A 13,156-nucleotide genomic window follows, 5' to 3' on the forward strand; every position below is an offset into this window, starting at 1 on the left:
TCTAGCGACTCCAGAGGAGCGAAGGCCTCCTTCCCTACTTTGAGGGTAGGGAAGGAGGCCTTCACGGACCGGGAGCCGTAACTCGCGTGATCAGAGCCGTAACTCGCGTGCTTGGAGGCGTAACTCTCACATCTGTCCGGAGACACGCGAGTTACGGCTCCAGACACGCGAATGCCGCCTTCAATCACGTGAGTTACGGCTCCAGACACGCGAGTGGCGTCCAGATACACAAAGGCCTCCTTCACCGCGTCCAGCGCGGTGAAGGAGGCCTTCACGGAAACGTCAGTCGGCCACCGGGGCCAGCTTGCCCGCCTCCCAGGCCGCACGCCGCTCGGCCTGCAGCACCGGGTCCGCGACCGGGGCGGCCGACAGCAGGCGACGGGTGTAGTCCTCGCGCGGCGAGTGCAGCACCTGGTCACGCGTGCCGACCTCGACCAGCTTGCCGTGCTGCATCACCGCGACGCGGTCGGCCAGCAGGTCGACGACGGCGAGGTCGTGGCTGATGAACAGGCAGGCGAACTGCAGCGAGCGCTGCAGGTCCAGGAACAGGTCCAGCACCCGCGCCTGCACCGACACGTCCAGCGCCGAGGTCGGCTCGTCCGCGATCAGCAGCGCCGGGTCGAGCGAGAGCGCCCGCGCGATGGCGACGCGCTGGCGCTGGCCGCCGGACAGCTCGTGCGGGTAGCGGTTGCGGTAGTGGCCGCCGAGCTCGACCTTGTCCAAAAGGGACGCCACACGCTCGTTCAGGGCCTTGCCCTGCAGGAACTTGTGCAGCACCATCGGCTCGGCGATCGATTCGCCGATGGTCATCTTCGGGTCCAGTGTGGACGCCGGGTCCTGGAACACGATCGAGAAGTAGCGGCGCAGCGGGCGCAGCTCCTTGTTCGACATGTTCGTGATGTCCTTGCCCGCGATCGACACGGTGCCCGCGGTCGGGGTCAGCAGGCGGATCGCGCACCGGCCGACGGTCGACTTGCCGGAACCGGACTCGCCGACCAGGCCGACGATCTCGCCCTTGGCGATGCTCAGCGAGACGTCGTCCACCGCCCGGTTCTTCGCCTGGCCGCGACGGCCGGGGTACTCCAGCACGAGGTTCTTGATTTCGAGCGCGGGCGCGTTCTCCTCGATCACCGCGGCGAGCTCGGAGTCCTCGAGCCGGATCTCCTCGGCGATCTTCGTGGCCTCGTCGCTGTCGGCGGAGATGCCCTCCTCGAGCAGGCGGCGGCCTTCCGGACGCTGGCCGAGCACGGGGACCGCGGCGAGCAGCTTGCGGGTGTACTCCTGCGACGGCGACGCGAACAGCTCGCGCACCGGCGCCTCTTCGACGATGTTGCCCTGGTACATCACGACCACGCGGTCGGCGAGGTCGGCGACGACACCCATGTCGTGCGTGATCAGCACGATCGCGGTGTTGAGGGTGTCACGCAGCTTGCGCAGCAGGCCGAGGATCTCCGCCTGCACGGTGACGTCGAGCGCCGTGGTCGGCTCGTCGGCGATGATGACCTTCGGGTCGCACGAGATCGCCATCGCGATGACGACGCGCTGCCGCAGACCGCCGGAGAGCTGGTGCGGGTACTGCTTGAAGCGCAGCGGCGGGTTCGGGATGCCGACCATCTCCAGCAGCTCGATGGCGCGCTTGTCGGCGGCTTCCTTCGAGATGTCCTGGTGCGAGCGGAGCGCCTCGCGCAGCTGCCAGCCGACGGTGTAGACCGGGTTCAGCGCGGTCATCGGCTCCTGGAAGATCATCGCGACCTGGTTGCCGCGGATCTTCTGGAGGTCCTTCTCCTTGAGGTCGGCCAGGTTGCGGTCGCCGAGGCGGAGCTCGCCCGCGATCCGGCTCGTCTTCGGGAGCAGCCCGAGCACCGACATCGAGGTCACCGACTTGCCGGAACCGGACTCGCCGACCACCGCGACGATCTCACCCGGTTTGACGTCGAAACCGATGCCCTTGACGGCGTTGACCACGCCCTCGTCGGTCGGGAACGAGACGCTCAGGTCGGAGATGGACAGAACCGAACCCGACACGCCGCCGAGGTCCGACGATGCTGCTTCAGTGCTCACCAAGATGCCCTTCGTGGGGGTACTTATAAGTCACGGCGCAGTGCCCGTGACGGTGTCAACGCGTCCTCGGCGGTAAAGAGTGCCTCGGACGTGCGCGAGGATAACCGAGAGCCGCCCGACTAAGGTCGGTGCTCGGGGCTTCCGTTCCCGACACCCTATAAAGGAAAGCGCGCCGTGTTCGAATTAGTCTTCAAGCCGTGATCTCCGATCTGCCCAAATTGCTGCTCGTGCACGCCCATCCGGACGACGAGAGCATCACCACCGGTGGCACCATCGCGCGTTACGCCGCCGAAGGCGTCGAAGTGACCGTCGTCACGTGCACTCTCGGTGAGGAAGGCGAGATCATCCCGCCGTCCCTCGACGGTCTCGGTTCGTGGGCCTCGGACCAGCTCGGCGGCTACCGCGCGGGCGAGCTGGCGTCGGCCTGCGCGGCGCTGGGCGTCACGCGGCACCGGTATCTCGGCGGCATCGGCCGCTGGCGTGATTCGGGTATGGCCGGGACGCCGTCGGCGGCCCACCCGCGGGCCTTCTCCGGCGGCGACCTCGACGAGCAGGCGGCTCAGCTCGCCGAGATCCTCGACGAGGTCCGGCCCCAGGTCGTCGTCACGTATGACGCCTTCGGGGGTTACGGGCACCCCGACCACATCCGTGCGCACGAGGTCACGATGGCAGCGGCGCCGAAGGCCGCGTCGGTCGAGCGGGTCTTCCATACGGTTTCTTCCCGCGACGCCGTCGCGGCGGGCCTCGCCGCGCTGCGCGGGCGCTCCCCGTTCCGAGTCCCCGAAGACGGCGAACTGCCGGTGACGCCGGACGAGACCATCACGACCGTCCTCGACGTCGGCGCGCACATCCCGGCGAAGGCGGCCGCGCTGCGGGCGCACGAGACTCAGGTCAGCGTGCCCGCTCCGCCGCATCTCGCGGATCACTTCGCGCTGAGCAACGACATCGCGCAGCCGATCACCCCGGACGAGTACTTCGTGCTCGCATACGGACCGGCCGAAGGCACAGCGGCCGATCTGTTCGGGGGCCTCGCGAGGTGAACACGCCGCTCACCTCGCGGCAGCGTCTGCTGCTGGCCCTGCTGACCTTCGACGCGTTCCTGCTCGGACTGCTCGAACTGTTCTTCCTGCCGCTCCGGCTCGACGGGATCGTGCTGCCGAAGCTCGGGGACGCGCCCATGCCGGTGACCGTGGTGCTCGCGGTGATCACCACCCCGCTGCTGGTGCGGGCGACCGCGAAGGTGGTGCGGCCCTCCTTTTCGGTGATTCCGCTGCTCGTCTGGGTACTAGTCGTACTCGGAATGGGCGCGACCGGACCCGGTGGTGATCTGGTGCTGATACAGGACTGGCGGGCCTTGCTGCTGATCGGCGGCGGGGCGCTGCCCGGAGCACTGGCGCTGGGTGGTGGTCTGGGAAGGGCGGCGAAAGCCGCGGAGGGAGTCAGCGGTGGGTGAAGCGATTTCGGACCGCCAGGTCGTGGCGGTGCTGCGGCCGTTCGTCCGTGCCTGCGGGCCGATGGTCGACGCGCTGCGTGACGCGGATCCGTTCGGCCTCCAGGCCAGAGGGCGCCGCCACGAGGATCTCGACGGCGTCGAGCCCGGACTGAAGGACAAGCTGCTCAACGGGATCACCTCGGTCAAGGTGCCCGGCACCGCGGCGTGGGCCGAGATGTCGAACTACCAGCGGACAGACTGGTGGGTGAACCGGGTCGGCCGGTTCACCGCGCTGATCACCGCGATCCCCGGCCTCGGCGGAGCGCTGGCCGACCGGCTGCCCGTGCAGGACGCGCTCGGTTCGGCGGCGCAGGGGGTGTTGCTGTGCGCGATCGCGGGGGAGTACGGCGTGACCGACGTCGGCGCCCGCGTCCGGCTGATCGCGTGGGTCCTCTTCGAACGCGACATCGATCCGGTGATCGCGGCGGGCAAACACGCCGAACACGACAAGGCCGCCGAAGACGACGAAGCGGCGAAGCTCACCGAAGAACTCGACGACGCCAAGAAGAAGCACGGCAAGATCACCCTGAAGGCGGCCGCCGGCACGCTGTGGCGCCTCGGCCGTGGTCTGCTCGGCATCGTCGACGAACTGGAAAAGCGCCCTCGCGGCCGTCTTTTCCACCGTGCGCTCGGGAAGCTGCCGGTCGTCGGCATGGCGGGCGACTACCTCGGCGAGCGGTCCGGCCTCAAACGCGTCTGGAAGCGGGCGCACGAGTGGTTCACCGAGCACCCCGAGGGCGAGCTCACCTCCAGAACATGAACGCGTCTTGTCCGTATTGGGCAGCGAGCGTGAAGCCGCCGACGGAGTCGAAGACCGCGTAGGAGCCCTGCCACAGCAATGAGCTGGCTCCGGGTACGAGGAACAGCACGGCGAACAGCGCGAGCGGCGCCCACGGCCGGACCTTCGCACCGAGCTCGCGCGCACCGGGCGAAAGGTACGGCTCGATCGCGCCCCAGCCGTCGAGGCCGGGGATCGGCAGGATGTTCAGGATGAACGTGACGATCTGAAGCAGCGCCAGGAACGAGAGCCCGATCACGAGGCCGCTCGCCATCGGCACCAGCGCGACGACGAGGGTCAGCAGGACACCGACGGCGAGGTTGCTCAGCGGTCCGGCGAGCGAAACCCACGACTGGACACCGCGTGACCGCAGGCGTCCGTGTTCGATCCAGACCGCGCCGCCCGGCAGCGGGATGCCGCCGATGATGAGGAATACCAAGGGCAGGATGATGGACAGTGCCGGATCCGTGTATTTCCGGACGTCCATGGAGAGGTAACCCTTATGGGCGACGCTGTGGTCACCACCCCGGAACGCCACTACGGCGTGGCCGAACTCGTGCAGCGTCAGTGACGCCACCCAGCCACCGGCGACGAGCAGGACGACGCCGGTGATGATGAGCGGGTCGTACTTCTGGCTGGAAATCGTCGTCGTGTCACCGAAAGCCGCCAGTACACCGCCCAGGGCGGTGACCGCGAGGATGCCGAGGAAGATCGGGCTTGGCCGCACTGCTGATCTCTGCACCCCTCCAGTCTTCCGTATGCCCGATGTGAAGTTCTCGGCGTGTCCCCTTGCGCTTCCGCGCGCGGGTATCCCCCGAACTCGCTACTCCGCTTGACCTGACCGCACTACACGGGTGTAATCACAGTGATGTCATTCGTCGCTGGAAGGGGGCGGCGGATGGTGTTTCAACACCGCCAGCCTGGGGAGTGCGTGGATAGCGAGGAGGCGGACGTGCGGTTGGAAGCAGATGGAAGGGAATGGGGGCAAGTCGTGGGTTGGGGTGAGGTCCCGGAGCAGCAACTGGGCGATCTCACCGAGCTTTTCGACGATGCCTCCGCGGAAGAGCAGGACTGGCAGGAACGGGCCCTCTGCGCGCAGACGGACCCGGAGGCGTTCTTCCCCGAGAAGGGCGGCTCCACCCGTGAAGCCAAGCGGATCTGCCTCGGTTGCGAGGTCAAGGACGAGTGCCTCGAGTACGCCCTCGCGCATGACGAGCGGTTCGGTATTTGGGGCGGGCTCTCCGAACGTGAGCGTAGGAAACTGAAAAAGCGAGCTGTGTGACGGCGATCTCCGGTGGCCTGTGCGCGCCGGAGATCGCTCCTGCCCGGTTCCACCAAGTGGGGCCACCAACGGGTGACAGGGTCGCGTCGTAGGGTGGCGGCACTCGACTTCGCCGCCACATCTGGAGTGCCCGTTGTCCCGCACTGCCGCGTCACCTGTGTTGCGCACGGTCCCCGTTCTGGCCATTGTGGTCTGTCACAACGGCGAGAACTGGTTGCCACTGGCGCTTTCCGCGCTGCGGCGCAGCGGAGTCCGGCCGCGGCACATCCTCGCGGTCGACACCGGATCCACCGACGGGACGGCGAAGATCCTCGCCGACGCGGCGTCCGTCGGCGAAGCCCCGGTCTTGGACGGAATCCTCACACTTTCCCGTGATGTCGGCTTCGGCGCCGCCGTAGGTGAGGCCGTCGAGCACGCCGTCGAACGCTGGGGTGATCCCGGTGGCTGGCTCTGGCTGCTGCACGACGACTGCGCGCCGGAACCCGACTGTCTCGAAAACCTGTTGGCAGCGGCCGAAAACGAGCCCGAGGCGACGGTGCTCGGCCCGCTCGCGGTCGACTGGAGCGACCCGCGGCTCATCGTCGAAGCCGGGCTGTCGACCGACGCCATCGGCCACCGGCAGCAGATCTCACCGGACGAGAACGACACCGCCGTGCTCGCGGTGCCGAGCGCGGGATCGCTGGTGCGGCGGGAAGCCTGGCACGAACTCGGCGGCTACGACCCGCGCTTTCCCTTGCTGCGCGAAGATCTCGACTTCGGCTGGCGTGCCAACGCCGCGGGCGGCCGCGTGCTTTCGGTGCCGGCGGCCCGGCTCCGGCACGCTCGCGCGCTCAGCACCGGACAGCGAGAACCGGACGCCCTCGGTCTTTCCCTCGCGACGGCGAACCGCGCGCACGGGCTGCGCGTGTTCCTCGTCAACTGCTCGCCACTGTCCTTTTGGTTCGGTCTTTTTCGGATTCCGCTGTTCGCGGTGCTGCGGGCGCTCGCGTTCCTGGTGCTGCGGCGTACCGGCGAGGCCGGGGCGGAGCTCGGGGCCACCTGGTACCTGCTGCGCGGTCGCGGCGGACTGCGCGCGGCCCGCGCCGAACGCCGGGAGACCGATCGGCCGGGCCACGTCCGCGGGTTGTTCACCGGCCGGATGACGCGGGTGCGCAACGCGGTGCGCGCCGGTGTCGTCGGTCTCGTCCGGCGTGGCGTGGAACGGGATTTCGCCCTCGGGACGGTGCCGGAGAGCGTCGATCAGGGAGGGGCCTGGATCCCGCCGGAGGCGGTGAAGGCCGGACAAGATCGCCCGGTCGGTCCCGGCGCGCTGCCCGCGGGGGCGATGCGCGGTGTCGGCTCGCGGGGGACGGGTCTGCGGCGGCCCAGCGGGGTCGTCGCGGTCGCGGTTCCCGAAAAGCCCACGGCTCCGGAGGAGGGGCCGAAACCGTCGCCGGTGCCCCGGGACGGCGGGCGGCGGCCGGAACCGGAACTCGTGTTCGTCGAGGTGGACCGGAAACGCGTCCTGGGCGCGACCGTGTTCGCCCCGCCGGTGATCATGCTCGTGGTGCTGACGGCCCTCGCCTTCGTGATCAACGGTTCCCGGCTCGGGCTGGACCTTTCCGGCGGGAAGCTGCTGCCGGTCGGCGGGCTCGGCGAGATCTGGTCGTCGTATCTCGCGCCGTGGCACGCGATCGCGGGTGGGACGGCGAGCCCCGCGCCCGCGACGTTGCCGGTGCTGGGCACGCTCGGCGCGGTCTTCACACCGATCGGCGGGCCGGCGGCGCTGGTCGCGATCCTGCTGATCGGTGACATCCCGCTCGCCGCCCTGAGCGCGTACGCCGCCACTCGGCACCTTCGCGTGCGTCGCTGGGTTCGGGCCGTCGTCGCGGCTGCGTACGGCGTGCTCCCCGCGGCCACCGCTTCGGTCGCGCAGGGACGGCTCGACGTCGTCGTCGTGCATCTGCTGCTGCCCCTGGTGATCGCGGGCATCGTCGGGCTGCTCGTCCGCGCGGACTCGCGATGGCTGCACGTTTCCGCGCTGAGCGCGATCGGGCTGGCGCTGATCGGCGCCTTCTCACCGCTGGCGCACGCGCTGGCGCTGGTCGGGTTGCTGATCGGGTTCGTGGTGCTGCCGTCGCCGACCGGGCTCGCGCGGCGGATCGCTTCGGTCGGCATCGTGGTGTTCCTGCCGCTGGCGTTGCTGCTGCCGTGGCCGAGTGTGCTGCTGCGGCATCCGGAACTGCTGCTGCACGGGCTCGGTGGCGGTGCCACGGCCGCGTCCGGGGCCGACCTCGCCGGACTGGACCCGGGCGGTCCCGGTGCCTGGCCGATCGGGGTGGCGCTGGTCGCCGCCGCGATCGTCGCGCTGGTGGTCCGGCCGTCGAAGGGCGCCGGCGGCGGTGTCGCGGTCGTCGTGCTGGGTGTGCTCGGGCTCGTGGCGGTGCGGTTCGTTGCCGTGACGCCGATGTCGGGCGGCGCGCACGCGACCGGATACGCCGGGGTGCCGCTGCTGGTGATCAGCGCGGGGTTGCTGTGGACGGTGCTGGCGACCTGGCAGCGAGGCGGGTCCGGGGTCGATCCCGCGCCGTGGTTGGCGAAGGTCACGGCCGTGGCGGGGGTGCTCGTGCTGCTGGCGCTGGCGACCGGTGCGGTCGTCGCCGGACGGGAAGGGCCCCTGCGGGCGAGTGAGCGTCCCTCGCTGGCGCCGGAGATCTCGGCGGAACTGGCTTCGAGCGGCCGCTCGGTGCTGGTGATCGGTGACCTCGCCCGGCAGACCGGTGGGCGGTTGCCGACTTTCGGCGACGACGAGTTCGCGCCGACGCCGGGCAGCGCCGATCGGCTCGCGACGTGGCGCCGGGACCTCCTGCAAGGCTCGCCGGACGCCGTCAAGCAGGCCTTCGCGGCCGCTTTGGCCTCGGGGGTCTCGTATGTCGTCCTGCCGAGCGGCGCGGACGGCGGTGCCTTTGTCGAACTCGCGCGTGACCTGGTCGCCCCGGCCGCACCGACCTCGGACGGGCGTCCGGTGCTGCGCCTGCTGCCCGCCGGCGGGCAGGTGGCGTTGATCTCGCCGGAACTGGCGCAGGCGGCCGTGACCGGGAAGGGCGCGCCCGGCGCGTCGCCCGGGGTGGCGCCGGTGCAGGCCGGGCTGCCGGACGTGCGGGTGCGCGTCTCGGAAGGACCGACAGGGCGGCTGCTCGTGCTGGCCGCGGAGTTCGAGGCGGGCTGGCAGGCGAGCGTGGACGGCAAGGCGGTGCCGATCGTGCGGGCGTGGGGGCATCAGGTGGCGGTCTCGGTTCCGCCCACGCCGTCGGAGGTCGTGGTGGAGCACCAGGGGACCACGCGGAATCTGCTGCTGCTGGCGCAGGTGGCCGCGGTGCTGTTCACGCTGCTGACGGCCGTTCCTGCGCGGAGGCGTTCTCCGGTTTCTTGAGCGCTTGTCTCGGTGGGTCCTGCTTGCGCTTCTGTCCGCTGCGCTTGGGCTCGCTGTCCTGAAGGCCTCCTTTGAGACGTTGAACATCTCAAAGGAGGCCTTCAGGACATTCGGCCGGGGTCGCCGGGCTTCTGCCGCTGGGTTTGGGCTCTGATGTCCCCAATGTGGCATTCGGGTCGCTCAGCGTCCCCACTGACGCATTGGCGACATCGCGCCTCCGACGGTAGGCCCGGTCGCCACGGCTTGGGAACCCTCTGAGCTACCTGGCCCACACGTCGGCCCCAGAGTTGCCCACAGCCCCTTCCCATTGTGGACAACTCGGCGCTCCAGCGCTGTTTCCGCAGGTGCCGTCGCCGCCCCGCGATACACTGGGCTGGGGACGCCCCCGGGGAAGGGCGGGGGCTGGGGTGCGGAGGTGAGGGTTATTCGCCTTCGATGACGTCGGGTTCGACGCCGAGGTAGCCCGCGACCTGTTCGACGAGGACGTCGTGGACGAGTTCCGCGAGTTCGCCGGGGTCCTTCGCGCGCGCTTCGAGTGGGCGGCGGTAGAGGACGATGCGGGCCCGCGTCGGGAGGCCGGCGCGGTCGACGCCGGCGGGCACGAGCCGCGAGAGCGGGACGGCGCCGTCGTGCAGCACGCCGTCCACTCCGGTCGGTGCGCCATCCGAGCGAACTTCGGGGACGTCGTCGACGGCGACGTCGAGCTTCGTCAGCTCGTGCCGCCACCGCGCTTCGATCGGTTCGAGCGCGTCCAAAACCAGCGCGTCGAACCTTTCCGCCCTGCTAGCGGCGGCGGGAAGGGTCGACGGATACAGCGCTCCGCGCAGGCCCCGGCCGTGCCGGTCCCGTCGCATCCGCCGTCGCTGTCGGGAATCACGAGCCGTCGCCACGAACCGAAGGGTACGCGCTCGGCGATTCAAAGCGCGTGTCGCCGGTACGCCCGGCCCGCGACGCGCTATCGTTCTCGATCGTGCGGAGCGTACGAAAGTGTTCGCGAACGGGTTGTCTCGAACCCGCTGTCGCCACGCTCACGTATGCCTACAGTGATTCGACAGCCGTGGTGGGCCCACTGGCCACCGCGAGCGAGCCGCACTCCTATGACCTCTGCGAGGCGCACGCCCTCCGGCTGACCGTGCCCAAGGGCTGGGAAGTCGTGCGGCACGAAGGGGCCTTCGCCGCCCCGGACCCGTCCGCCGACGAGCTGACCGCGCTGGCCGAGGCCGTGCGCGAGGCGGGCCGGTCCGACAAGCCCGCGCCCGAGCCCGAACCCGAGGGCCCCTCGGGCAGGCGCGGCCACCTGCGCGTCCTGCCCGGCCGCGCCTGACGCGAGGGCTCGCCGGTAGGCTTTCGAGCGCGCCAGAGGGCGTTGTAACGAGACTATTGGCGGGGAGCAGGCGTGCCAGACCTTTCGGGCATCGTGAAGGCCTACGACATTCGCGGCGTGGTCGGTGAGCAGCTGGACGCGGCACTCGTCCGCGACCTCGGATCGGCGTTCGCCCTGTTGATCAAGCCGGAGTCCGACTCCGTGGTGATCGGCCACGACATGCGCGACTCCTCGCCCGAGCTGTCCGCCGCGTTCGCCGACGGCGTGACCTCGCAGGGCCTCGACGTCGTGTCGATCGGCCTCGCCAGCACCGACCAGCTGTACTTCGCGTCCGGGTCGCTCAACCTGCCGGGCGCCATGTTCACCGCCAGCCACAACCCGGCGAAGTACAACGGCATCAAGCTGTGCCGCTCGGGCGCCGCCCCCGTCGGCCAGGACTCCGGTCTCGCGGAGATCCGCGACACCGTCGAGCAGGGTGTGCCCGCCTTCGAGGGCCAGCGCGGTTCGGTGACCGAGAAGGACGTCCTCGCGGACTACGCGGCGTACCTGCGCAAGCTCGTCGACCTCTCGGGCAGCCGTCCGCTGAAGGTCGTCGTCGACGCCGGCAACGGCATGGGCGGCTACACCGTTCCGACGGTTTTCGCGGGCCTGCCCATCGAGGTCGTCCCGATGTACTTCGAACTCGACGGCAACTTCCCGAACCACGAGGCCAACCCGCTCGACCCGAAGAACATCATCGACCTCCAGGCGAGGGTGCGCGAGGAAGGCGCCGACGCGGGCCTCGCCTTCGACGGCGACGCGGACCGCTGCTTCGTCGTCGACGAGCGCGGCGAGCCGGTCTCGCCGAGCGCCATCACCGCGCTGGTCGCGATCCGCGAGCTGGAGAAGGAGCCGGGCGGCACCATCATCCACAACCTGATCACGTCGAAGGGTGTCCCGGAGATCGTCGCCGAACACGGCGGCAAGCCGGTGCGCACCCGGGTCGGGCACTCGTTCATCAAGGCCGAGATGGCCAAGAGCGGCGCGATCTTCGGCGGGGAGCACTCCGCCCACTACTACTTCCGTGACTTCTGGCGTGCCGACACCGGCATGCTGGCCGCGCTGCACGTGCTCGCCGCCCTCGGCGAGCAGACGGGCCCGCTGTCCGAGCTGACAGCGGAGTACTCGCGCTACTCGGCTTCCGGTGAGATCAACTCCACCGTCGACGACCAGGTCGCGCGCATGATGGCGGTCAAGGACGCGTTCGGCGCCCGCGACGGCGTCGAAATCGACGAACTGGACGGGCTCACCGTGCAGCTTCCCGGCGGCGGCTGGTTCAACCTGCGTCCGTCCAACACCGAGCCGCTGCTCCGCCTGAACGTCGAGGCCGCCGACGCCGAGGCCGTCCGGGCACTGACCGAAGACGTATTGGCGATCGTCCGTGGGTAACGAATGTGTCGTGAAAACGCACATAGAGACGTCCCACAGGTAGGGAGTAACCATGGCCGTCACGTTCGACGCACAGTTGCTGGAGATCCTGGCCTGCCCGTCCCCCGATCACGCGCCGCTGCGGCCGGGGACGACGGCCGACCCGGAGGCCGACGCGCTGACCTGCACGGAATGCGGTCGCGTGTATCCGGTCCGTGATGGAATTCCGGTACTGTTGCTGGACGAAGCCACCGAGCCGACGACCCCGGATGGCGCCCATGCCGACGGTCCCTGACGAGTCCCTGCTCGACGATCCCGCGAGGCTGGCCGAGGCCGACACCGCGGGGCTTCTCCGTGCCGCCGCCATGGCGGGCGCCCAGGTCCGGGCGACCGCCGAAGCCGCGGCCGAAATCGAGCTGAGCGATCGCCTGGACGTCGGGCGCCCGCGCTCGCTCGTGCTGATCGACCGGCCGGGGGTCAGCCGGACGCTGACCCGGCTGGTCGCCGCGCTCCTGACCCCGTCGTGCCCGGTGCCGGTGGTCGTCGCCGAGGTGGTGCCGAGCTGGATCGGCGCGCTCGACGTGGTCTTCGCGCATACGGACGACGCCGGTGACCGCGAGCTGGCCGCCTCCCTGGAACGCGCCGCCCGGTTCGGGGCGACCGTCGTGCTGTCCGCGCCCGGCGAAGGTCCCGTCGCGGCCGCCGTCGCGGGCAAGGGGCTGCTGCTCGCGCCGAGGCTCCCGGTCCCGCCGGAGATGGCGTTCCCGCGCGGGCTCGCCGCCGCCCTGCTCACCGCGAACGCGCTCGGCCTGCTGGTGGCCGACCTGGAGCAGCTCGCGGACCAGCTCGACGCGGAGGCCGAGAAGGATTACCTGGCCAGGGATTCGTTCGCGAACCCGGCCAAGGCGATGGCGCTGAAGCTGGCCGAGCGCCAGCCGCTGCTTTGGGGGCTGGACCCGGTCGCGGTCGCCGTCGGCGAGCACGCGGCCCACGCGTTCGCCGCGCACGCCGCCGTCGTCTGTGACGTGGAGGACTACCGCCAGGCACTGGCCAGGCCCGCTTTGCGGCGGGCGGCGTTGTCCGGTGGCGTGGATCGCGATATTTTCGCGGATCCTGAGGAGGGGGACGGCGCGACGCCGAGGGTGCTGCTCCTCTCGGTTCGCACGGGGCCCGCCGCCGAGGCGGCCCGCTATCAGGCGGAAGACCTGCTGCCCGGCAGCGACGTGATCGCCCCGGCCGAAGAGATCGAAACGGACGAGATCGTGCGTGCGGCCGTTCTCGCGCTGCGTTTCGAGCTGGCCGCGGTCTACCTGGGGCTGGCCGTCGGCAGCATCGGCGGCGCCGGGAGGTACACGCCTGCAACGGCGTGAGTCCCGAGCGCGACGTAAGCAATGAGGGCC

Annotated in this window: 12 protein-coding genes; 9 read left to right on the forward strand and 3 right to left on the reverse strand. The window is 70.2% G+C overall.

The window, feature by feature from the left end:
* Positions 1-282: 282 nt before the first annotated feature.
* The gene (locus AC0685_RS16455; protein WP_340687136.1) at positions 283-2,061 is read right to left on the reverse strand and encodes an ABC transporter ATP-binding protein; all 1,779 of its coding nucleotides are present in this window, start codon (positions 2,059-2,061) and stop codon (positions 283-285) included.
* Positions 2,062-2,258: 197 nt separating this feature from the next.
* Between AC0685_RS16455 and mshB the strand changes: the two genes are divergently transcribed.
* The 3 genes from mshB to AC0685_RS16470 are packed head-to-tail and all read left to right on the forward strand — an operon-like array spanning position 2,259 to position 4,313.
* Positions 2,259-3,101, forward strand: coding sequence for an N-acetyl-1-D-myo-inositol-2-amino-2-deoxy-alpha-D-glucopyranoside deacetylase (gene mshB, locus AC0685_RS16460; RefSeq protein ID WP_478226280.1), 843 nt, complete (start codon positions 2,259-2,261; stop codon positions 3,099-3,101).
* On the forward strand, positions 3,098-3,514 hold the full coding sequence (locus AC0685_RS16465; RefSeq protein WP_478226281.1) for a hypothetical protein: 417 nt from the start codon (positions 3,098-3,100) through the stop codon (positions 3,512-3,514). Before mshB ends, AC0685_RS16465 begins: the two co-directional genes overlap by 4 nt.
* Positions 3,507-4,313, forward strand: coding sequence for a hypothetical protein (locus AC0685_RS16470; RefSeq protein ID WP_378443474.1), 807 nt, complete (start codon positions 3,507-3,509; stop codon positions 4,311-4,313). The genes AC0685_RS16465 and AC0685_RS16470 overlap by 8 nt, the downstream gene beginning before the upstream one ends.
* Here the strand turns inward: AC0685_RS16470 and AC0685_RS16475 are convergent.
* On the reverse strand, positions 4,297-5,058 hold the full coding sequence (locus AC0685_RS16475) for a site-2 protease family protein (protein WP_478226409.1): 762 nt from the start codon (positions 5,056-5,058) through the stop codon (positions 4,297-4,299). The two genes, AC0685_RS16470 and AC0685_RS16475, sit on opposite strands and share 17 nt — an antisense overlap.
* Positions 5,059-5,229: 171 nt before the next feature.
* On the opposite strand from AC0685_RS16475, the gene AC0685_RS16480 reads away from it, so the two are divergent.
* A complete protein-coding gene (locus AC0685_RS16480; protein ID WP_007028952.1) occupies positions 5,230-5,613 on the forward strand; it encodes a WhiB family transcriptional regulator in 384 nt (127 codons plus the stop codon).
* A gap of 133 nt (positions 5,614-5,746) precedes the next feature.
* The gene (locus AC0685_RS16485; RefSeq protein WP_478226282.1) at positions 5,747-9,025 is read left to right on the forward strand and encodes a glycosyltransferase; all 3,279 of its coding nucleotides are present in this window, start codon (positions 5,747-5,749) and stop codon (positions 9,023-9,025) included.
* A 422-nt stretch (positions 9,026-9,447) separates the two neighbouring features.
* Here AC0685_RS16485 and AC0685_RS16490 read toward each other — a convergent pair whose 3' ends face one another.
* Positions 9,448-9,879: a metallopeptidase family protein gene (locus AC0685_RS16490; protein WP_007028954.1), complete on the reverse strand. Its 432-nt coding sequence runs from the start codon at positions 9,877-9,879 to the stop codon at positions 9,448-9,450.
* A 116-nt stretch (positions 9,880-9,995) separates the two neighbouring features.
* Between AC0685_RS16490 and AC0685_RS16495 the strand changes: the two genes are divergently transcribed.
* The 4 genes from AC0685_RS16495 (at position 9,996) to AC0685_RS16510 (ending at position 13,126) form a co-directional block, all read left to right on the forward strand.
* Positions 9,996-10,349, forward strand: coding sequence for a DUF3499 domain-containing protein (locus tag AC0685_RS16495; RefSeq protein WP_073848429.1), 354 nt, complete (start codon positions 9,996-9,998; stop codon positions 10,347-10,349).
* A 72-nt stretch (positions 10,350-10,421) separates the two neighbouring features.
* Positions 10,422-11,777, forward strand: a complete 1,356-nt coding sequence (locus AC0685_RS16500) for a phosphomannomutase/phosphoglucomutase (RefSeq protein WP_478226283.1) — start codon at positions 10,422-10,424, stop codon at positions 11,775-11,777.
* 52 nt (positions 11,778-11,829) lie between these two features.
* Positions 11,830-12,051, forward strand: a complete 222-nt coding sequence (locus AC0685_RS16505; RefSeq protein WP_240599820.1) for a Trm112 family protein — start codon at positions 11,830-11,832, stop codon at positions 12,049-12,051.
* Positions 12,035-13,126 carry a hypothetical protein gene (locus AC0685_RS16510; RefSeq protein WP_478226284.1) on the forward strand — a complete coding sequence of 364 codons (1,092 nt, stop codon included), beginning with the start codon at positions 12,035-12,037 and terminating at the stop codon, positions 13,124-13,126. The genes AC0685_RS16505 and AC0685_RS16510 overlap by 17 nt, the downstream gene beginning before the upstream one ends.
* The last annotated feature ends 30 nt before the right edge of the window (positions 13,127-13,156 follow it).

Source organism: Amycolatopsis sp. NPDC043889 (assembly GCF_056435645.1).

Excerpts from the sequence above, each read along its gene's own strand:
- AC0685_RS16490 (WP_007028954.1), bottom strand. The coding sequence starts at position 9,879 with ATGCGACGGGACCGGCACGGCCGGGGCCTGCGCGGAGCGCTGTATCCG.
- AC0685_RS16510 (WP_478226284.1), top strand. The coding sequence starts at position 12,035 with ATGCCGACGGTCCCTGACGAGTCCCTGCTCGACGATCCCGCGAGGCTG.
- AC0685_RS16505 (WP_240599820.1), top strand. The coding sequence starts at position 11,830 with ATGGCCGTCACGTTCGACGCACAGTTGCTGGAGATCCTGGCCTGCCCG.
- AC0685_RS16480 (WP_007028952.1), top strand. The coding sequence starts at position 5,230 with ATGGTGTTTCAACACCGCCAGCCTGGGGAGTGCGTGGATAGCGAGGAG.